The organism is Pseudonocardia sp. ICBG601, from assembly GCF_020496245.1.
Genome location: NZ_JAHLJA010000220.1, coordinates 1 through 20,000, shown reverse-complemented (window position 1 = coordinate 20,000; position 20,000 = coordinate 1). Strand labels below are relative to the sequence as shown.

The following is a 20,000-nucleotide window of genomic DNA, read 5'->3' as shown; positions in this document are numbered from 1 at the left end:
AGATCACCGGCTAAGGCCCCTAAGCGTGCGCTAAGTGGGAAAGGATGTGGGATCGCCCGGACAACCAGGAGGTTGGCTTAGAAGCAGCCACCCTTGAAAGAGTGCGTAATAGCTCACTGGTCAAGTGGTCCTGCGCCGACAATGTAGCGGGGCTCAAGCGCACCGCCGAAGCCGTGGCAATGACATCTTTGTGGTGTTGTTGGGTAGGGGAGCGTCCTGCGTCTGGTGAAGCCCGGGAGTGATTTACGGGTGGAGGGTGTGGGAGTGAGAATGCAGGCATGAGTAGCGAATGCAGAGTGAGAATCTCTGCCGCCGGATGACCAAGGGTTCCTGGGCCAGGTTGTTCCGCCCAGGGTGAGCCGGGACCTAAGGCGAGGCCGTCAGGCGTAGTCGATGGACAACGGGTTGATATTCCCGTGCTCGTGATAGTGCGTCCATGCCGAGGCTGGTGATGCTAACCATCCGAACCCACCTTCGCTCCTTCGGGAGTGTTGTTTGTGGGGGAGCGTGGGATCCGATCTGGTAGTAGGCAAGTGATGGGGTGACGCAGGAGGGTAGCTCCGCCACGCGGTGGTTGTCGTGGTGTAAGCCTGTAGCCTGATCTCCTAGGTAAATCCGGGGGTCGTGAAGGGTGAGAGGTGATGCGTAGCCGATTGAGGCGAAGAGGGTGATCCCATGCTGTCGAGAAAAGCCTCTAGCGAGTGCTGTTGCGGCCCGTACCCCAAACCGACACAGGTGGTCAGGTAGAGAATACCGAGGCGATCGAGCGAACTGTGGTTAAGGAATTCGGCAAAATACCTCCGTAACTTCGGGAGAAGGAGGGCCGGTTGTCTTGATGCCCTGTGCGGGCTAGGGATGGCCGGTCGCAGAGACCAGGCCCAAGCGACTGTTTACTAAAAACACAGGTCCGTGCGAAGTCGCAAGACGATGTATACGGACTGACGCCTGCCCGGTGCTGGAACGTTAAGAGGACCTGTTAGTCCCTTTCGGGGGCGAAGCGGAGAATTTAAGCGCCAGTAAACGGCGGTGGTAACTATAACCATCCTAAGGTAGCGAAATTCCTTGTCGGGTAAGTTCCGACCTGCACGAATGGCGTAACGACTTGGGCGCTGTCTCGACCACAGACTCGGCGAAATTGCACTACGAGTAAAGATGCTCGTTACGCGCGGCAGGACGGAAAGACCCGGGACCTTTACTATAGCTTGGTATTGGTGCTCGGTTCGGCTTGTGTAGGATAGGTGGGAGACTGTGAAGCTATCACGCCAGTGGTGGTGGAGTCGTTGTTGAAATACCACTCTGGTCGAATTGGGTGTCTTAACCTCGGGCCATGATCTGGTTCAGGGACAGTGCCTGGTGGGTAGTTTAACTGGGGCGGTTGCCTCCCAAAGAGTAACGGAGGCGCCCAAAGGTTCCCTCAGCCTGGTTGGCAATCAGGTGTTGAGTGTAAGTGCACAAGGGAGCTTGACTGTGAGACTGACGGGTCGAGCAGGGACGAAAGTCGGGACTAGTGATCCGGCACCACCTTGTGGAAGGGGTGTCGCTCAACGGATAAAAGGTACCCCGGGGATAACAGGCTGATCTTGCCCAAGAGTCCATATCGACGGCATGGTTTGGCACCTCGATGTCGGCTCGTCGCATCCTGGGGCTGGAGTAGGTCCCAAGGGTTGGGCTGTTCGCCCATTAAAGCGGTACGCGAGCTGGGTTTAGAACGTCGTGAGACAGTTCGGTCCCTATCCGCCGCGCGCGTTGGAGACTTGAGGAAGGCTGTCCCTAGTACGAGAGGACCGGGACGGACGAACCTCTGGTGTGCCAGTTGTCCCGCCAGGGGCACGGCTGGTTGGCTATGTTCGGGAGGGATAACCGCTGAAGGCATCTAAGCGGGAAGCCTGTTCCAAGATGAGGTCTCCCACCACCTTTGAGTGGGTAAGGCTCCCAGGAGATGACTGGTTGATAGGCCGGAGATGGAAGCCCTGTGAGGGGTGGAGTTGACCGGTACTAATAGGCCGAGGGCTTGCCACAACGAGTTGTTCGCATCCACTGTGTGACCCTGAGCCCACAACCCTGTGCGGGTTGTGTGTTCGTAGGTCCCCCCATGTTTGTGTGGGGGTTTGTTGAATAGTGTTGTCGGTGGTCATTGCGGTAGGGGAACGCCCGGTCCCATTCCGAACCCGGTAGCTAAGCCTTCCAGCGCCGATGGTACTGTACTCGCCAGGGTGTGGGAGAGTAGGTCGCCGCCGACATTCAACATGAACTGGAAACGCCCCGGACTTCATTGTCCGGGGCGTTTCCTGTTTTCTGGGCTCTGTTCCGGTCGGCTCTTCGTAGGCTGCCAGGGCACGACAGCGCTGCCCACAGTGCGGCCGGCGGGGTGCGGGGCGTTGTGTGCCTGTGCTCGGGGCCCCGCTTTCGGTTGTGGAGTCGCACCCTCCCCGTCCCGCCCCCTCCCGTCCCGTTCTGTTCTGCGCCGGCTGTGAGCCGGGCGGGGCACGTTGCACAGGTTTCTGTGACCTCGCATCTGCTGCAAGGGCTGCGAGGTCGCAGGACGGTGTGCGAGGTCGAACACGCACCCGCGGCGATAGATGAGGCGCGGTAAGGCACCTGACTTCGGTCACTTGTCTTAGTGCTTCGCCGCGGGCTGACGGAGCGCGTCGAGGAGGGCCTGTTTGTCGGCGGGGACGGCGGGCGGGAAGGTCTGCTGGGTGCCGTTGATGGCGATGGTGGCCGAGCGCAGTGGTCGGAGCTGGCGGACGACGTTGCGGATGGTGAGCCCGGTGCGGTTCTGGATCTCGCGGGCGACTGCGAGGGCGGTGAACACGATGGTCAGGTGCGCTTCGATGGACTGGCGTTGGTGGTGGAACATCGGGCGGGCGCGTAGGTCGGTTTTGCTCATCCGGAAGGACTGCTCGACGTGCCAGAGGTCGTGGTAGTCGCCGATGATCTCCCCGGCCGCTGCGCCGCCGGCCGGGATGTTGGTCACGTAGCCCTTCAACCCGACCAACCGGTATGCCCGAGCCAAGGAGGCCTCGTCCAGGGCGCGGGAGCCGTTGGTGACCTTGACGAACCGCGGTGTGCGCGCGGGCTTCTCGCCGGCGATGACCTCGCGGGCCCGGTTCTCCTGCAGGGTCAACGTGCGCCGGTCCCGGACGGCCCGCTTCGTGGAGTAGGCCCAGACCGCCCGCCAGGATCCCGGATGCTGGTTGGGGTTCCAGACGGGCTCGGCCTTGACCTTCGGGCTGTTCTCGCTGCGCCCGGTGCGGCGGTCGCGTGGTGTGAGGGTGTCGATGATCTGCCCGTCGACGAAGGCGTCGCCGTGCCAGTGGAAGTGCGACTCCAGGTCAACCGGGGCCTTGGTGAGTCGGGAGCCGACGATGAACCGCAGGCCGGCCTCGTCGAGGTCGCGCAGGTTCGCGGCCGAGAGCATCCCTGCGTCGGCGACCACGACCATCCCGCCCGGCTCGACCGGCAGCTGGTGTCGGGCCCGGAAGGCCTCGATGATCGGCAGGATCGTCGCGGTCTCGGTCTTGTTGCCCTCGAAACAGCCGATCTCGAGGGGGAACCCTGCGCGATCGACCAGCAGCCCGACGACGACCTGCGGGTCGACCCGGCGTTCCTTGGAGAACCCGACCTTGCGCAGGTCGTCCTCCTTCTCCGCCTCGAAGTAGAGGGTGGTGACGTCGTAGAGACACAACGACACATCCCCACTGCCACGGGCGTGGGTGAAGCAGGCCCTCGCGATCTCGTCGCGGTAGCTGCGCCCGGTGCAGCGCAGCAGGGTGCGGCGCATCGTCTTTTCGCTCGCCGCGGTGACGCCCAGACCGGCCAGCACCCGACCGGTGTCCAGGATGGACGTGGGCTCGACGATCCGGGCGATCACCAGGTCGCGGAACGTGTCATCAGCGACCTCTGCGAACCCGAGGCCCGCGTAGACCTCGGCGAGGATGTCGAACAGCACCCGCGACCCGGTCGTGATCACCTGCGGCGCACCCACCCGCCGGGTTGTGGTGCTCGGGGCGCGCCGCGGCATCTGGCCGAACAGCCCCTCCTGCGTGGCACCGCCGGCCGCGGTGGGCGCGATCAGCTCGGCCCGCCGGGGTGACGGCGCGACGCCCAGATCCAGGGCCTGCTGTGCAGCGTCGTCGATCAGCCCACGGGCCTGCTCGACCAGCAGGCCCAGCTCGGCCTCGGTGTGCGCTGACCCGACATGGGCCACGATCCGTCGATGGCCCTGCACGGACTCGGCGATCTGGACCGCGGTCGCCCGGAGGCCGTCCGTACCCGCCTCACCCACGCCACCTGACCGAGCGTAGAGCACCGAATTAGTGCCTCACACCGCTCCCGCGCAAACACATCACCGCAGCTCAGCGCAGTACAAGCTGCGAAACCAGGCTCGGGTGACCAAAGTCAGGATAGATGAGGCGCGGTAAGGCAGGGCGGGTGAGAGTAGGCGGGGACTCGGCCCGGAGCCGGGGCCCCGGCGACCCCCGGCCCACCGACAACGCTGCACCACCGACGCTGCTCCACCCCGACTCTGGACCGTCGATAAGCCGTGACCCTGCACCACCGGTGAGCCGTGACCCGGCACTACCGGCGAGCCGCGACACTGCACCACCGGCGAGAGAGGACAAGAACGCCGAGAGGGGACACAACGGCGGAATCCAGGTTGGGGACCCAGTGGCCGAGAACAGCCGCCGGCGGCACACCAGCCACAAGGCCTCAGAGATCGGCACCCACGGCGTCGTCGACACACGAGAACCCGTCGGCGCGCAGCAGCGCCGCGAGCTCCCGGTGGACCCGCGCGGGCCAGAGCAGACCGCCGTAGATGAACCCGGTGTAGGCCTGCACCAGCGCCGCACCGGAGCGGATCCGCCGGTAGGCCTCCTCCGCGTCGGCGATCCCACCGACGGAGATGACGACCTGGCCGTCGTCGAGCCGGGTGCGCAGCTGGCGGACGACCGACCGGGCACGCTCGGTCAACGGGCGTCCGGACAAGCCGCCGGCACCGGCCGCGGCGACGACGTCGGGAGCGGTGCGGAGACCGTCGCGAGACACGGTCGTGTTCGTGGCGACGACCCCGTCGAGGCGCAGGCGCCGGGCCAGGTCGGCCACGGCGTCGAGGTCCTCCGGGGCCAGGTCCACGGTGATCTTCACGAGCAGCGGCACACGACGTCCGCCGGAGACCCGGTCCAGCTCCTCGCGCACCGCGACGAGCAGCGGCTCCAGTACGTCGACCTGCTGCAGGTCCCGCAGACCTGGGGTGTTCGGTGAGCTGACGTTGACCACGACGTAGTCGGCGTAGGCGCCCAGCGCTGCGGCGCTCGCGCGGTAGTCCGACGCCGCGTCCTCGGCGGGCACCGCCTTGCTCTTGCCGATGTTGACCCCCAGCACCGGCATCCCCGGTCCGGGGCGGGTGCGCAGCGCGGCGAGGCGCGGCCCGACGGTCCCGGCACCGGAGTTGTTGAAGCCCATCCGGTTGACCAGGGCGGCGTCGTCGACCAGCCGGAACAGGCGGGGCCGTGGGTTCCCGGGCTGCGCCCGCCCGGTCACCGTCCCGATCTCGACCGCGCCGAACCCGAGCCTGCCGAGTGCGAGAACACCCTCGGCGTCCTTGTCGAAACCGGCGGCCAGACCGAGCGGGCCGGCGAACTCCAGACCCAGCGCCCGGGTGCGCAGCACCGGGTCCGACGGGGCGAGCCGCTCCGCGACCCGCTCACCCACGACGGGCGCGGTCCCGAGTGCGCGGACCACACCGAACCCCATCCGGTGCGCGGGCTCGGACGGGAGGTGCCGGAGCACGTGGCGCATGAGGGCGTCGTACATGCCCCCATCCTCACACCGGCCTAGGAGGTGCGGCGGGACAGCCCCAGCTGATCGAGCATCCGGCGGTCGCGTTTCGTCGGACGCCCCGCCCCGCGGTCGCGGTGGGCGAACAGCGGCTGTCCCGCGGCGGTCGGCTCCGGCGGGGTGTGGTCGATGTAGCACTCCTGCGCGATCGGCGCGCCGACCCGCTTCTCGATCACCCGGGTGACCTCGACGATCCGGTTCCGGTCGTACACCCGCACTCGCACCCGGTCACCGACCTGCACCGTCGCGGCCGGCTTCGCAGGCCGGTCGTTGATCCGCACGTGCCCGCCGCGGCAGGCCGTCGCGGCGTCGGCGCGGGTCTTGGCCAGCCGCACCGACCACAGCCACCGGTCCACGCGGGTCCCCTCCATTCGACCATCGTGCCATCCGGGAGGGCCGTCCGGGCCGATCCGGCCTTGCGGTCGGGCGGCGGCGGTCCGCTCGCCGGGCCTCAGTAGTGCACGACCCCCGGTGTCCCTCCGCCCGCGGCGACGGCGTCCCCGGTGACGGCGACCGAACGGGGCGAGCACAGGAAGGTGATGACGTCGGCGACCTCTGCGGCGGTCGTGATGCGGCCGATCGTCGTCGTCGCTTCGAGCTCCGCGCGCGCCTGCGCCTCGGTGATCCCCGCCGACTCCGCCCGCGCGGCGAGGGCGGCGGGCGTCCGCTCGGTCTCGGTGGCACCGGGGTGCACGACCGTCACGTTGATGCCGTGCGGACCCAGCTCCTGGGCGAGCGCCGCCGTCATCGAGGCCACCGCGACGTTGCGCACCGACCCCACCAGCGACGACGACTTCCGCGCGTTCAGACCGCTGACGTTCACGATCCGGCCCCACCCCTGCGCGCGCATCAGCGGCGCGACGGCCCGCGCACACCGCAGGTAGCCGAGCACCTTCGTCTCCAGCTCGACCCGCACCGCGTCGTCGGTGATGGAGGCCAGGTCGGTCGGCGGGCCCGCGCTCGCCGGTCGCGCGGCGGCGTTCACCAGCACGTCGACCCCGCCGAGCCGGTCCGCGACCACGGCGACGCCGCGGCGGACCGCGTCGTCGTCGGTGGTGTCGACGGCGACGGCGAGCACCTCCGGTGCCCCCTCGGCGCGCAGCGCGGCCGCGGCGGACTCCAGGGCCCCGGCGTCACGCGCGAACAACGCGACCCGGGCGCCTTCGGCGGCGAGCGCCCTGGCCGTCGCCAACCCGATGCCGCGGCTCCCGCCCGTCACGATCGCCCGACGCCCGTTCAGTTGCAGATCCATGACTCCCACCGTGCCGCAACGGTGGCGGGGCCGCAGGCGTCTACGGTGTGCGCGTGGCTGAGCCGATCGACTCCGTGCTGGTGGTCTTCAACCCGGGCAGTACCGGGGATGCCGACGTGCTCGCCGAACAGCTGCGCGACGAGCTCCACGCCGCCCGGCCCGAGCTGAGCGTGCGGCTGGTACCCACCGAGTACGCCGGGCACGCCCGGGTCATCGCCCGGGACGCCGCGTCCGCCGGTGGGCGCCCGCTCATCGTCTCGGCGTCCGGCGACGGCGGCTACAACGAGGTCGTCAACGGGATCATGGACGTGCCGGGCACCTCCGCCGCGGCCGCCGTCCTGGCCGCCGGGAACGCGAACGACCACGACCGCGTCACCGCACGGCGTCCGCTGGCCGAGGCGATCCTCGACGGCCGCCCCGAGCCGATGGACCTGCTCGAGATGCACCGCGACGAGGACCCGCCGCGCTACGCGCACTCCTACATCGGGTTCGGGCTGACCCCGGTCGTCGCGCTGCAGATCGAGAAGGGCGGCAAGGGCAGCATCCGGGAGGTCATCACCACGGTGCGGGCGTTCTGGGCGTTCACCCCGTTCGAGGTGGAGTTCTCCCGCGGCGACCGGCGCCGGATCGACAACCTGGTCTTCGCCAACATCGGCGAGATGGCCAAGGTCGCCGAGCTGTCGGCCACCAGCCGTCCCGACGACGGCCGGTTCGAGGTCGTGCTGCTGGAGCACCGTCCGAAGTGGAAGCAGCTGTGGGTGGCCGCCCGGGCTGCGTTCTCCGGACTCGGTCGGCAGCCGTCCACATCGGACTTCCGGTTCACCGCGTGCGGGCCGATGCCGGTGCAGATCGACGGCGAGGTCGACGAGGTCGCGGCCGGGACCGCGATCCGCATCCGCTGCGCGGCGGGGGCGTTGAACGTCGTGCGCTGACGCCCGGCCGGTCACGGGGCGAGGCTGAACTCCACCGAGCCGAGGTCGTCGCCGAAGCTCGCCCGGACCCGGGCGCCGCGGTGCACGGGCACGGGGGTGGTCGTCGTCCCCGTGGTGACGACCGTGCCCGCCTCCAGCCGGAGCCCGTAGCCGGGCAGGACGTCGGCGAGCCAGGCCAGTGCCGCCCACGGGTCGCCGAGAACGGCCGCGCCGGAGCCGGTCGCCGTGGCGTCGTCGACCCGGAGGGTGGTCGGGGTCGACGCGAGGTCCAGGTCGAGGGCACCGGGCAGCTCCGGGCCCAGCACGAACCGTCCGGCGCACGCGGCGTCGGCCAGCATCGACGGTGCCCCGGCCGCGACGAAGTCGGTGAACCGCGACTCGGGCAGCTCCACCGCGCCGTGCACAGCGGCGACCGCGGCCCGGACCTCCTCGCGGGTCGCGTCGGCGCCGACCGCCGCGCCCATGACGAACGCGAACTCCGCCTCGGCGACGGCCATGTGCAGGTCGTCGGAGGGCACCACGTCGCCGGGGGAGTGCCGGAACCGCTCGAACAGCGCCCCCGGCAGCGGGGCGTCCACGCCGATGTGGGCCTGCCCGGCGGGCGCGGTCGCCGCGAGCTTCCAGCCGTAGGACGGCCCGGCCCGCTCCGACAGCCTGCGCTGCGCGCTGAAGCCCTCGGCGAGACTGCGCGGGCGCAGCAGCTCCGGCAGCGCGGCGATCCGTTCGCCGGTGGTCCAGGCCTGCCACAGCGCACCGGCGGTGCCGTCGGCCCGCACGAGGTCGACGGCGGTCGGGTCCATTCCCGCGGAGGTGTTCTCGACGCTCATCGGGGCGGCATCCTGCCAGGGCCGCGGGTCAGTCGTCGTCGCCGGTCCGGGCGCGCAGCACCTCGGCGACGCGGCGGACCCGGTCGTCGGCGAGCGCGTCCTCCAACGACACCGGCAGCGGGATCCGCCAGTTCGGGTACTCGTCGACGGTGCCCGGCAGGTTGGGCTGCCGGGTCTCGCCCAGCACGTCGTAGAGGGAGGCCAGGACCAGCCGCGACGGCGCCGACGCCAGCAGCGCGTGCAGCGCGACGACGATCGTGTCCTCGTCGGTCTCGTCCGGGGAGTCGAGCAGCCCCTCCGCGGTCAGCAGCGCCAGCAGCTCGTCCCGCTCGGCGCCCGCCTTCGCCTCCTCGGTCGTCGGGTCGTCGAGCAGCCCCAGCTCGGCGCGCACCCGCACCTGCTCGCCGGCCAGGAACCCGGGCGCGGTCGGCAGGTCGTGGGTGGAGATCGTCGCGACCGACCGCTCGGGCCAGCGGCGCGGCGGGCGCAGCGGACCGTCGTCGCCGCCGGTCACCGGGTCGGGGTCGCGGGAGAACCACAGCACCGTCGAGCCCAGCAGGTTCCGCTCGGCCATGTCCTCGCGGATCCGCGGGATCACCGTGCCCAGGTCCTCACCGACGACCAGCGCGCCCGCGCGGTGGGCCTCCAGCAGCAGGACGGCGAGCATCGCGTCGGCGTCGTAGTGGACGTAGGTGCCGCGGTCGGCGGTCTGCCCGGACGGCACCCACCACAGCCGCCACAGCCCCATGACGTGGTCGATCCGCAGGCCGTCGGCGTGCGCGAGCAGCGCGCGGGTCATGTCGCCGAACGCGGCGTAGCCGGTGTCGGCGAGCCGGTCCGGGCGCCACGGCGGCAGGCCCCACGTCTGACCGCGCTGGTTGAACGCGTCCGGCGGCGCACCGACCGTCGCGTCGAGCGCGAGCACGTCCTGCAGCATCCACGCGTCGGCACCCTCGGGATCGCAGCCGACGGCGAGGTCGTGGATGACCCCGACCGGCATGCCCGCGTCCTTCGCGGCGGTGCGGACCGCGGCCAGCTGGGCCTCGGCCTGGCGCTGCACCCACGCGTGGAACGCGACCCGCGGGGCCAGTTCCTCGCGGCCGCGGCGACCCCGGGACCGTCCGGCCGGCGCAGCTCCGCAGGCCACAGCGACCAGCGGCCGCCGTAGCGCTCGGCGAGGGCGCAGTAGGTCGCGAAGTCGCGCAGGTCGTCGTCGGGATGGCCGTCGGGGTGGCCGGCGCTGCGCCACAGCGCCTCCAGCGCGGACCGCTTCGCCGCCCACACGCGGTCGTGGGCGATCCGGTCACCGGTCGTCTCCGGACGCAGCGCGTCGACCTCGGCGCGGGTGACGGCGTCGGCGGCCGCGTAGGCGGGCAGGTCGGTGATCCGCAGTGCCAACGGGGTGGCGTAGCGGCGCGACGACGGCGTGTACGGCGACGGCTGCACCGGCGGCACCGGGGTGATCGCGTGCAGCGGGTTGAGCAGCACCGCGCCCGCCCCGTGCCCGCCGCGGATCAGCGCGGTGAGGTCTCCCAGGTCGCCGATGCCCCACGACCCGCGCGAGTGCAGGGCGTAGAGCTGCAGCATCCAGCCCCAGGTCCGGGGCGGGTCGGGCAGCGTCGGCGGTGCGACGACGACGTGGGCCCGCCCGGCCGTCGTCTCCAGCGCGTAGCGGCCCGGCTCCAGCCCGGCGGGGAGCTCGCCGTCGACGTCACGGGCCCAGCCCTGCTCGCCCCGCGCGCCGTCGACGGCGGTCAGCCGCCCGCGGCCCGGCACGGCGCGGGAACGGTCGCTGCGCAGCCCGATCGTCGGCGGCAGTGCCCCGGCGCCGGCGCGCTCGCGGGCCCCGGCGAGTGCCACGCGTTCCGCGTCGGGGAAGCGACGTCGACCTCCAGCAACCCGAGGACGGTGCGGACCACCTCCGCGTCGATCCGCTGCTCGGTCCTGCTGCCGTCGAGGTACGAGGTCGCGACGCCGTGGGCGTCGGCGATCTCGGCGAGCTCGGGGGTCACCGGGTCGCTGGTCATGGGTCGATCCTGGCGGATGAGCAGCGGTCCGGCCCGGCCGCACGGGGTGAGACGGGCAACGTCGGTGACCGACACGCGGGACGCCTCCGCTCACCCCCGGTCAGGGGGTCCGCGGTGCTACGGTGCGTCGCCGGATGCGCCGAGCGGGTCACCGTGACCGGCCGGGCGGCGGGGCCCGGCGACGGGCACCTCCTCCTGGGCCGCACCGTGTCGTGGACGACGGTTCGCGCAGCTCCGGCAGGAGGACTTCCAGATGTCGACGTGGGCCCTGCTCGGGCTGGTTGTGGTGGTGGTGCTGGTGGCCGTCGGGATCGCCGGGTTCCTGCGGTGGGGACGGGGCCGGGAGGACGACGTCGCGTCGTCCGAAGAGGACCGTCCGCGCACCGTCGCCGATCTCGTCGACCGCCGCGCCCGCGGCCTCGACGACGGGTCTCGCAGGCCCGCGCCCGACCCGTCGCCGGCACCTCCCGCGTCCCCTTCCCCGGCGTCCCCGGTGGACGAGGACCTGCCGGAGCCCGAGGCCGACGAGGAGCAGTCCACGGACCGTGCGGGCACCGGGACCGCCGCCGCGGTGGACGACGATCCCGCTGACGCGGCCTCCGCGACCACGCCCGTCGCCGTGGTCGGCCCGCGGGAGGAGCGTCCGCGGACCCCCGCCGTCGCGGACACCGTGGAGGAGTTCGGCCCCTCGTCGTCGGCGCCCGACATCACCGAGGCGGTCGGCGCGGCCGACCCCACCGATGAGCTGCCGGCGGTCCCGCGGGTCACCCCCGACGTGAGCGCCGGGCCGGTCGGCCCGCCCTGGTCGCGCGGGTTCAAGGACGGCAAGCCGCTCGAGCCCGTCGAGCCGGCACCGGTCCGGCGGACCCCGGCCCCGACTCCGTTCGTGCGGCGACGGGCCGTCGCGGACCCGGCCGCCCGCGCCGCCGACGAGGTGACCGTGGCCGGCGGCCCGGGCCCGGACAGCTCGGCGCCGGACATCAGCACGCCCACCTCCGGGACCGCGGTCGTCGGGGACACGTCGACGACCGCCACCGGGGAGCCCGCCGCCGCGTCCTCGGAGGACACCGAGGGTGCCGCGTCCGCCGGGACCCCCTCCGCTGGTGCCACCGCCGGGGCCACCGCCGCGGGGATTGCTGCGGCCGGCGCCGCCGCCGGGGCCGCCGCCGACGAGAAGGCCGGCGACGAGCAGGCCGCCGACGAGCAGGCCGGCGAGGAGGGCGACGCCGAGGTCGACGAGGCCCAGCCCGCCACCACGGCCCAGCCCCGCGCACCGTTCGACCCGGACCTGGTCCGGCGGGTCACGGCACTGCCGTCGGAGCGCACGTCGGTGCGCGCCCCGGCCGACCCGGACACCGAGCGGGAGTTCCGCGAGGCCCGGGACCGCATCTCGACCCCGCACGCCTGGGCGGGCCGCGTCCCCGAGCAGGCCGGCGCGCCCGAGACCGCCACCGACACCTCCCCGGTGAGCCGGATCCCGTCGATCGGGCTCGCGGCCGCCGGCGGCCGCGCCGCGCGCGAGACCGGCGACAACCCCGAGCCGCCGCCTCGGCCCGCCCCGCGGGTCCTGCGGTCCGCGCGTCCGGGGAGCGGACCGCGGCATCTCGCTCCGTCGCTGCGCGGGACGCCCGCGGCCGACAGCGGCCCCACAGAGGACACCGCAGACGACCCCACGGCTCCCGACGACACCGCGGCTCTCGACGACACCGCGGCCCCCGAGGTCGCCCCTGTTCGAGGACCGATGGGAGACGGCTCGACGGAGGACGGCCCGACGGAGGACGGCCCGACCGCCGACGACACCCCCGTCGCCGCCACCGCGCCCGACACGACCGCCCCGGCCCCGCTCCACCGGGAGCCGCACGAGCAGGGACCACAGGAGCAGGAGCCGCAGGAGCAGGGACTGCAGGAGCAGGACCCGCAGGCCGAGGCCCCGACCCCGGACCCCACCATCCCGGAGCGGTCCACGACCGCACCGGAGGCCGAGGAGGCCCCCGTGCACGCCGGCCCGACCACCGCCGTCCGCCCCGACCGCGCCGAGGACGTGGCCCTGTCCGTTCCCCGGACCGGCCCCGCGCCGTCGACGGTCGTACCGGGCACCGCGCCGCAGGACGTCGAGGTCCGCGTCGTCGACGCCACCGACGCCCCGCTGCGCGGCGCCGAGGTCGCGCTGCGCGACCGCTCCGGCGGGCCCCTCGGCTCCGCGACCACCGACGCCGACGGGACGGCGCAGGTCACGGCGCCGGGCGCCGGGGCCTTCGTCGTCGTCGCCCGTGCCGACGGGTACCTGCCCGGCGTCGCCACCTGCACCGTCGGCGACGACCAGGCCGGCACCACCCTGCGCCTGGTCGCTGCCGCCGCCGTTCACGGCTCGGCGCCCGCGGGCAGCGTCGTCGTGCTCTCCCAGGACGGCGACCCGGTCGCCTCGTCGTCTGCCGCGGCGGACGGGACCTACCGCCTCACCGACCTCGATCCCGGCCGCTACCTGCTCGCCGCGGGCGACGGCCCCGGCGTGGAGGTCGAGCTCGTCGCCGGCGACGACGTGCGGCACGACCTGGCGGGCTGATGACCGGCACCACGGAGGTCCACGGCCGGCTCCCAGGCGTCGGTGGCATCGAGCTGTTCTGGCAGGGCCGCCTCCCCGCCGAGGAGCCGCCCGGCGTCCTGCTCGTCAGCCACGGCATCGGCGAGCACTCCGGCCGCTACGCCACCGTCGTCGACACCCTGGTCCCCGACGGCTGGGCCGTGTACGGCCTCGACCACCGCGGCCACGGCCGCTCCGGCGGCACCCGGGTGCACGTCCGCCGCTACGACGACCTGCTCACCGACTTCGAGACGTTCCGTCGCGAGACAATCGCCCGCCACCCCGGCATCCCGGTGTTCCTGCTCGGGCACAGCCTCGGCGGCCAGATCGCGCTCGCCTACGCGCTGCGCCACCAGAACCGCCTCGACGGACTCGTGCTGTCCGCTCCCGCGCTGGCCTCCGACGCCGTCCCGGCCGCGCTCGTCCCGCTGCTGTCGGTCGTCGCGAAGGTGCTGCCCACGGTCCGCCCGGTCGGGATCGACACGTCCGCGATCAGCTCGGACCCGGCCGTCGTCGCCGACTACGACGCCGACCCGCTCGTGCACCACGGCCGCCCCACACTGGCCCTCGGCGCGGAGATCTACCGGCAGATGGCCGAGCTGCCCGTCCGGGCCGCCGAGCTGCGGATCCCGCTGCTCGTGCAGCACGGCACCGCGGACCGGCTCACCGACCCGGCGGGCACCCGGCTGCTCGACGAGCGCTCCGGGTCCGCCGACACCACCGTGCTCTGGTACGACGACTTCTGGCACGAGATCTACCACGAACCGGGCCGGGCGGCCCCGCTCGCGGACCTGCGGGACTGGCTCGACCGGCACCGCGACGCGGCCCGTCGGGTGACCTGACCCGAGCGATCTCCCGCCTCACCGCGCCGGATCCGCACCGGTGGTGCGATCCTGGGGCCGGAACGGCAGAACGGGGTGGCGCGCACGGTGGATCGGTTCGACCGGCGGACGGAGGACGAGTACGTCCCCGTCCGCGACCTGCTGGCGACGATCGACTGGTCGGCGACCCCGCTCGGCGCGCGCGACACCTGGGACCGCGAGCTCGAGGACACCATCCGGTTCATCCTGGAGAGCCGCCAGCCGCTCGTCGCGTGGTGGGGACCCGAGCTCGTGGTGTTCTACAACGACGAGTTCGTCCCGCACGCGGGCCTGCGTCATCCCGGGGGCTTCGGCACACCGCTGCGCGACGCCTGGCCCGAGGCCTTCGCTCATCTCTCCGGAGTTCTGGAGGAGATGCTCGGCGGCCGGCGTGACGGCATCTACCGGCGCGACGACCGCCTGGTGCTGCGGCGGTGGGACGTGCCGGAGGCGACGTGGTGGACCTACTCCGCCACCCCCGTCCGTGGCCCCGACGGCGACGTCCGGGGTCTGATCGTCTTCACCGCCGAGTCCACGGCCCAGGTGGTCGGTGGCCGGCGGATGACGATCCTGGCCGCGCTCGGCGAGGTGTCCCGTGACGCCCCGACCCTCGACATCGCCGTCGAACGGCTCTGCACGGTCCTGACCGACCTGCCCGACGACGTCGGCTGCGCCGTCGTGACGGCGATCGGCGCCGACTCCGGCCCACTGGCGACCGTCCGCATCGACGCGCCGCCCGCGGACTGGCTCCCGGACGGCCTCGACTCCGACCGCGCCACCGACGTCGAGTTCCTCGCCGTCGACCCGGTGGAGGTCCACGGCAACGACGGCGTCCCGGTCACCGACGTCGTGCGGTCCACGGTGTACACCCCCGACGGGTCGACCGGCGTCGCCGTCGTCATCGGGGCGCCGCCACTGCTCCCGCTCGACGACGACCACCGCTTGTTCCTGCGGCTGATCGCGGGCACCATCGGCGGCCTGCTGACCGCCGCGCTCGCCCGCGACCGCGAGCGCGACCGGCGCGACGACGCCGGCCTGGTCGAGCAGGCCCGTGCCGAGTACTACGCCGGTCTCGGCGACGAGTTCCGTGACCCGCTGGCCCTCGTCCTCGGACCGCTGGAGCGGCTGCGCGACCACGACGACGCCGCCGTCCGCACCCAGGTGGAGCTCGCGCAGCGCAACGCGCAGCGGATGCTCAAGCTCGTCGACGGTCTGCTGGACGTCTCCGCCCTGCAGACCGGCAGGTACGACGGCATGTTCGCGCCGACCGAGATCGGGAAGACCACCGCGGCGCTCGTCGACGCGTTCGCGCCCGTCGTCGAACGGGCCGGGCTGGAGCTGTCGGTGTCCTGCCCGCCGCAGGCCCGGCCGGTCTGGGTGGACCGCGATGCCTGGGAGAAGATCGTCCTCAACCTGCTCAGCAACGCGGTCAAGTACACCCGCGAGGGCGGGATCACCGTCGACCTCGCCCAGGACGGCGAGCAGGTCGTGCTGCGGGTCTCCGACACCGGCGCCGGCATCGAGGACGGCGAGCTGGAGGCGGTGTTCGACCGTTTCCACCGGCCCACCCGGCGGCACGGCCGCAGCGGCGACGGCAGCGGCCTCGGCCTGCCGCTGATCCGCCAGCTGGTCCGCCTGCACGGCGGCACCATCGGCGCGACCAGCGACCCCGGCGCGGGCAGCACGTTCACCGTGCGGCTGCCGCTGGGCTTCGCCCATCTGCCCCCCGAACGCCTCGTCCGGGCCCGGGTCGGGTCCCGATCCGCTCCGCAGCTCGCCGCGCCCTACGTCGCGGAGGCGCTGCGCTGGCTCCCCGACGAGCCCGCCGACGTCCCGCCGGTCCTCGCCCGCGGCCGCTCGGTGGACGGGTCGGTCGTCGACGGGCTGGAGGTCGACCACCGAGACCGGGTGCTCGTCGTCGACGACGACCGCGAGATGCGTGGCTACCTGCGCGACCTGCTCACCGAACGCTGGACCGTGCGGGTCGTCGCCGACGGCTCGGCCGCGCTGGAGTCCGCCCGCACCGACCCGCCGGACCTGGTCGTCGCGGACGCGGCGCTGCCCGGCAACGGTGGCATCGAGCTCCTGCGGGCGTTGCGGTCGGACCCCCGCACGGTCGGGGTGCCGGTCGTGCTGCTGTCGTCGCGGGCCGGGGAGGAGGGCCGCCGTCGAGGGCTTCGCCGCCGGCGCCGACGACTACCTGGTCCGCCCGTTCTCCGCCCGCGAGCTGCTCGCGCGGGTCGCGAACCACCTGCATCTCGGCCGGGTCCGGCGGGCCGCCGAGCTGCAGTTCCGCGCCATGGCCGACTCCACCCCGGCGCTGATCTGGGTCGACGACCCCGGCGGGCACCGGCTGTTCGTCAACCGCGGCTGGCTGGACTTCACCGGCGTCGAGGACGCCGTGCAGGAGCTGGGCCACGACTGGCGCCGCCGCATCCACCCCGACGACCGCGAGCGCTACCGCTCGGTGACCTCCGCCGCCGCCCGCGCGCACGCGCCGTTCGAGGTCGAGTACCGGCTCCTGGACCGGGCGGGCCGCTACCGCTGGGTGCTCGACCGGGGCGCTCCGGTCCGCGACGGCGAACGCTCCGCGGGCTACGTCGGCGGTTGTCTCGACATCGACGTCCAGCACCGTGAGCAGCGCCGGCACCGCATCTACTCCGAGGTCGCCGAGTCCCTGGAACGGGAGATCACCCGCACCGGACGCACGGACCAGCTCGTCCGGGCCGTCGTCGAGGACCGGCTCGCCGACATCGCGGTCGTCCACGACGGCGACGCGGTCACCGGAACCGGCACGCTCGCCGTGGCCGCGGAGCGCTCGGCGCTGGAACCCTCGCTGTGGCGGCTCGCCCCGCTGGTCCCCGCCGCCGACGACGGCCGCCCCGAGATCCTCGACGCCGCCCACCTCGACGAGGTCCTGAGCCGGCTCGCACCCACCCAGCGCCGGGCCTGGACCCGGCTGCGCATGACCTCGGTGATGGTCGTGCCGCTGCCCGCTCGCGTCCGCACCAGCGCCGTGCTGACCGTCGTCCGCACCGAGACCGGCGACCCCTACACCGACGACGACCTGGACCTGCTGTCCGAGATCGGCCGCCGGGCCGGGCTGGCCGTCGACAACGCCCGCCTGCTGGAGCAGGAACGTGCCTCGGCCCAGCGCTGGGCCTGCTGCACCGGGCCACCGCCAAGATGTCGGCCGCCGCGACCCCCGGTGAGGTCGCCGCCATCGCCGCCGACCACATCGTCGACCTGCTCGCCGCCGACCACGCCGGGCTCTGGGAGGTCCGGGGCGAGTGGCTGCAGGCGCTCACCGGGCACGGCTGGGACCGCGACATGTGGCAGCGGGCCGCCCGGATCCGGACCGACGCGCCGCTGGCGTTCACCGAGGTCCTGTCCGGGCACGAGCCGTTGTGGTTCACCACCGCGCACGAGTGGGCGACGCGCTACCCCCGGCCATCGGCATCGCACCGGACCACGCCCAGACCATCGGCTACCTGCCGCTCGTCGCCGGTGGGCGCTCGCTCGGGGTCCTCGCGGTCGCCATGCTGACCGAACGACGGCTGTCCGACGCGGACAAGGAGGCGGCCGTCGCCGTCGCCGAGCTCGCCGCGCAGGCGCTGGACCGGGCCTCGATGCTGGAGGCCGAGACCGAGGCCCGCCGGCTCGCCGAGCGCCTCGGCGCGGTCGCGACCGGGCTGGCCAGGGCCACCGACCTGGAGTCGGTCGCCGAGGTCGTCGTCGAGCACGGCCGGATCTCGATCGGGGCCGAGGCGGTCGCGGTGCTCGTGGTCGACGAGGGCGGCACGCTCTCGCTGCTGCGCGAGTCCGGCTGGCCGGCCGACGGCCCGCCGATGCGCACCCCCGGCCGCGCGCACCCGCTGAGCCGCGCCGTCAGCAGCGGCGAGCCGATCTGGAACGCCGGGGAGCCCGCCGAGGGCGAGGTACGGCGCTACCCGGTGCAGACCGCGGTGCCGCTGATGGTCGCGGCCCGCCCGATCGGCGTCATCGGGCTGCGGTTCCCGGTCGAGCCGGTGTTCACCCCCGAGCAGCGCAGCTTCGTGCTCACACTCGCCAACCAGTGCGCGCAGGCGATCGTCCGCGCCCAGCTGCACCAGGCGGAGCACGAGGTCGCGGTCACCCTGCAACGCAGCCTGCTGCCCCAGCGCCTGCCCGACATCGAACGGCTGTCGCTGGCCACCCGCTACCGCCCCGGCACCCAGGGCACCGAGGCCGGTGGCGACTGGTTCGACGTCCTGGACCTCGGCGACGACCTGGTGGCGCTCGTCGTCGGCGACGTCGTCGGCCGCGGCCCGGCGGCGGCCGCGGTGATGGGGCAGTTGCGGTCCGCGGTCGCGTCGAACCTGGTCAACGGCCAGCCCCCGGCGCGGGCCCTCGAGCAGCTCGACCAGTACGCGCTGCGGGTGCGCGGCGCGATGGCCAGCACCGTGGCCATCGCGACGATCGACACCGGGTCCGGCGAGATGCGCTACGCCAGCGCCGGGCACCCCCCGCCGCTGGTCGCCGGCCCGGACGGGGTGCGGACCCTGTCCGAGGGCCGCGGCGTGCCGCTGGGGATCTCGGGTCGGCCCCCGTTCCCCGAGGCCGTGGACCGGATGGAACCCGGCGAGACGATCCTGCTCTGCTCGGACGGTCTGTTCGAACGCCGTGACGAGGTCATCGACGACGGCCTGGCCCGGCTGTCCGCCGCGTTCGACGAGCTGTCCGCCGCGCAGCCCCGCGACATGGCGGACACGCTGCTGCACCGGATGTCCGAGGGGATGGTCATCCCGGACGACACGGTCGTCGTCGTCGCCCGGCTGATGCCGCCGCCGCTGCGGATCGCGATCGAGGCCGACCCGAAACGGCTCGCCCCGCTGCGTCGCGCGGTGGCGGCCTGGGCCGCGCGGTGCGGGATGGGCCCGGACGCGGTCAGCGACCTGCAGCTGACCGTCGGCGAGGCCGTCACCAACTCCATCGAGCACGCCTACCTGCCCGAGGACACCGACGGGCGCGCCGGCGTCGACGTCGACCTGGCGTTGACCGCGGACGGCTCGGTCGCGGTGCGCGTCACCGACGGCGGACGCTGGCGGCCCCGCCGGCCGACCCCGGCTACCGCGGCCCGCGGCATCGCGCTCATCCGCGAGCTCGCCGGGGACGTGCACATCGACGCGTCGGACTCCGGCACCACCCGTGCGGTTCCTGCTGCCCGCGATCCCGGTCGAGGTGGGCACCCGGGCGCGGGCCCGCCGGTGGAGTTCGTCGCCGGGGGAGCCCGAAACGGCGGACCGCGACCGGGACGACACCTCGTCCGGCGAGGGTGACGACGGCACCGTCCGGGCCCGGCTGCGGGCCGTCCCGGACGCGCACGGTGTGCGGATCGGGATCGTCGGTGACCTCGACCTCGGTGGGGTCTCGGCGATCCGGGCCCCGCTGATGGAGCACGTCGACCGCGGGCTGCCGATCACCCTGAACCTGCCAGGTGAGGCGTTCGTCAGCAGCGCCGGGATGGCCCTGTTGTCGGAGGTCGCGCGCGGATGCGGGCAGGAGGGCCGCGCGCTGACCTCTCGTCGCGCCTGCCGGCAGCCAGGGCCCGTCGTTCGCTGGTCCTGTCGGGTCTCGACACCGTCATCGGCATGTCCGACGACGACGGCGCCTGACCCGACCTGTCCGGACACCCGCGGGG

Annotated in this window: 11 protein-coding genes, 2 rRNA genes and 4 pseudogenes (1 of these 17 running past the window's edge); 10 read left to right on the top strand and 7 right to left on the bottom strand. The window is 73.1% G+C overall.

Annotated elements, in window-relative coordinates; all coding sequences use genetic code 11:
* Positions 1 to 2,019: ribosomal RNA gene (locus KPL57_RS61730) — 23S ribosomal RNA — on the top strand; it begins 1,070 nt to the left of the window's first position.
* A gap of 104 nt (positions 2,020 to 2,123) precedes the next feature.
* Positions 2,124 to 2,240, top strand: a 5S ribosomal RNA gene (rrf, locus tag KPL57_RS61725).
* Between the two features lie 377 nt (positions 2,241 to 2,617).
* Here the strand turns inward: rrf and KPL57_RS61720 are convergent.
* The 4 genes and pseudogenes from KPL57_RS61720 to KPL57_RS61705 all read right to left on the bottom strand — a co-directional run bounded on the left by KPL57_RS61720 (position 2,618) and on the right by KPL57_RS61705 (position 7,093).
* Positions 2,618 to 4,293 (bottom strand): annotated as a pseudogene (locus KPL57_RS61720) (IS1634 family transposase).
* Between the two features lie 420 nt (positions 4,294 to 4,713).
* Positions 4,714 to 5,817 (bottom strand): quinone-dependent dihydroorotate dehydrogenase, encoded by a 1,104-nt coding sequence (locus tag KPL57_RS61715; RefSeq protein ID WP_226359054.1) that lies wholly within the window; start codon positions 5,815 to 5,817, stop codon positions 4,714 to 4,716.
* A gap of 20 nt (positions 5,818 to 5,837) precedes the next feature.
* A complete protein-coding gene (locus KPL57_RS61710; protein WP_020625426.1) occupies positions 5,838 to 6,212 on the bottom strand; it encodes an RNA-binding S4 domain-containing protein in 375 nt (124 codons plus the stop codon).
* 80 nt (positions 6,213 to 6,292) lie between these two features.
* Positions 6,293 to 7,093 carry an SDR family NAD(P)-dependent oxidoreductase gene (locus KPL57_RS61705; RefSeq protein ID WP_226359053.1) on the bottom strand — a complete coding sequence of 267 codons (801 nt, stop codon included), beginning with the start codon at positions 7,091 to 7,093 and terminating at the stop codon, positions 6,293 to 6,295.
* Between the two features lie 53 nt (positions 7,094 to 7,146).
* Between KPL57_RS61705 and KPL57_RS61700 the strand changes: the two genes are divergently transcribed.
* Positions 7,147 to 8,025 carry a diacylglycerol kinase family protein gene (locus KPL57_RS61700; RefSeq protein WP_226359052.1) on the top strand — a complete coding sequence of 293 codons (879 nt, stop codon included), beginning with the start codon at positions 7,147 to 7,149 and terminating at the stop codon, positions 8,023 to 8,025.
* A gap of 11 nt (positions 8,026 to 8,036) precedes the next feature.
* Here KPL57_RS61700 and KPL57_RS61695 read toward each other — a convergent pair whose 3' ends face one another.
* From KPL57_RS61695 to KPL57_RS61685, 3 genes and pseudogenes are all read right to left on the bottom strand, one after another.
* Positions 8,037 to 8,852, bottom strand: coding sequence for a 2-keto-4-pentenoate hydratase (locus KPL57_RS61695; protein ID WP_226359051.1), 816 nt, complete (start codon positions 8,850 to 8,852; stop codon positions 8,037 to 8,039).
* Between the two features lie 28 nt (positions 8,853 to 8,880).
* Positions 8,881 to 10,439 (bottom strand): annotated as a pseudogene (malQ, locus tag KPL57_RS61690) (4-alpha-glucanotransferase).
* Positions 10,440 to 10,606: 167 nt separating this feature from the next.
* Entirely contained in the window at positions 10,607 to 10,879 is a 273-nt protein-coding gene (locus tag KPL57_RS61685; protein ID WP_226359050.1) for a hypothetical protein, read from the bottom strand.
* Between the two features lie 253 nt (positions 10,880 to 11,132).
* Here KPL57_RS61685 and KPL57_RS61680 point away from each other — a divergent pair, with 253 nt between their 5' ends.
* From KPL57_RS61680 to KPL57_RS61645, 7 genes and pseudogenes are all read left to right on the top strand, one after another.
* A complete protein-coding gene (locus KPL57_RS61680; RefSeq protein ID WP_226359049.1) occupies positions 11,133 to 13,442 on the top strand; it encodes a carboxypeptidase-like regulatory domain-containing protein in 2,310 nt (769 codons plus the stop codon).
* Entirely contained in the window at positions 13,442 to 14,302 is an 861-nt protein-coding gene (locus tag KPL57_RS61675; RefSeq protein ID WP_226359048.1) for an alpha/beta hydrolase, read from the top strand. Before KPL57_RS61680 ends, KPL57_RS61675 begins: the two co-directional genes overlap by 1 nt.
* A 393-nt stretch (positions 14,303 to 14,695) precedes the next feature.
* Positions 14,696 to 16,483, top strand: a pseudogene (locus tag KPL57_RS61670) (ATP-binding protein); the annotation flags it as partial.
* 136 nt (positions 16,484 to 16,619) lie between these two features.
* Positions 16,620 to 17,378: pseudogene (locus KPL57_RS73530) on the top strand (PAS domain-containing protein); the annotation flags it as partial.
* 128 nt (positions 17,379 to 17,506) lie between these two features.
* Positions 17,507 to 17,866 carry a hypothetical protein gene (locus tag KPL57_RS61655; RefSeq protein WP_226359046.1) on the top strand — a complete coding sequence of 120 codons (360 nt, stop codon included), beginning with the start codon at positions 17,507 to 17,509 and terminating at the stop codon, positions 17,864 to 17,866.
* The gene (locus KPL57_RS61650; protein ID WP_226359045.1) at positions 17,749 to 19,638 is read left to right on the top strand and encodes a SpoIIE family protein phosphatase; all 1,890 of its coding nucleotides are present in this window, start codon (positions 17,749 to 17,751) and stop codon (positions 19,636 to 19,638) included. Before KPL57_RS61655 ends, KPL57_RS61650 begins: the two co-directional genes overlap by 118 nt.
* Before the next feature lie 49 nt (positions 19,639 to 19,687).
* Positions 19,688 to 20,000, top strand: a 313-nt coding sequence (locus tag KPL57_RS61645) for an STAS domain-containing protein (RefSeq protein ID WP_226359044.1), incomplete at its 3' end; no start/stop codon positions are given.

Excerpts from the sequence above, each read along its gene's own strand:
- KPL57_RS61715 (WP_226359054.1), bottom strand. The coding sequence starts at position 5,817 with ATGTACGACGCCCTCATGCGCCACGTGCTCCGGCACCTCCCGTCCGAG.
- KPL57_RS61710 (WP_020625426.1), bottom strand. The coding sequence starts at position 6,212 with ATGGAGGGGACCCGCGTGGACCGGTGGCTGTGGTCGGTGCGGCTGGCC.
- KPL57_RS61705 (WP_226359053.1), bottom strand. The coding sequence starts at position 7,093 with ATGGATCTGCAACTGAACGGGCGTCGGGCGATCGTGACGGGCGGGAGC.
- KPL57_RS61695 (WP_226359051.1), bottom strand. The coding sequence starts at position 8,852 with ATGAGCGTCGAGAACACCTCCGCGGGAATGGACCCGACCGCCGTCGAC.
- KPL57_RS61685 (WP_226359050.1), bottom strand. The coding sequence starts at position 10,879 with ATGACCAGCGACCCGGTGACCCCCGAGCTCGCCGAGATCGCCGACGCC.
- KPL57_RS61680 (WP_226359049.1), top strand. The coding sequence starts at position 11,133 with ATGTCGACGTGGGCCCTGCTCGGGCTGGTTGTGGTGGTGGTGCTGGTG.
- KPL57_RS61675 (WP_226359048.1), top strand. The coding sequence starts at position 13,442 with ATGACCGGCACCACGGAGGTCCACGGCCGGCTCCCAGGCGTCGGTGGC.
- KPL57_RS61655 (WP_226359046.1), top strand. The coding sequence starts at position 17,507 with ATGTCGGCCGCCGCGACCCCCGGTGAGGTCGCCGCCATCGCCGCCGAC.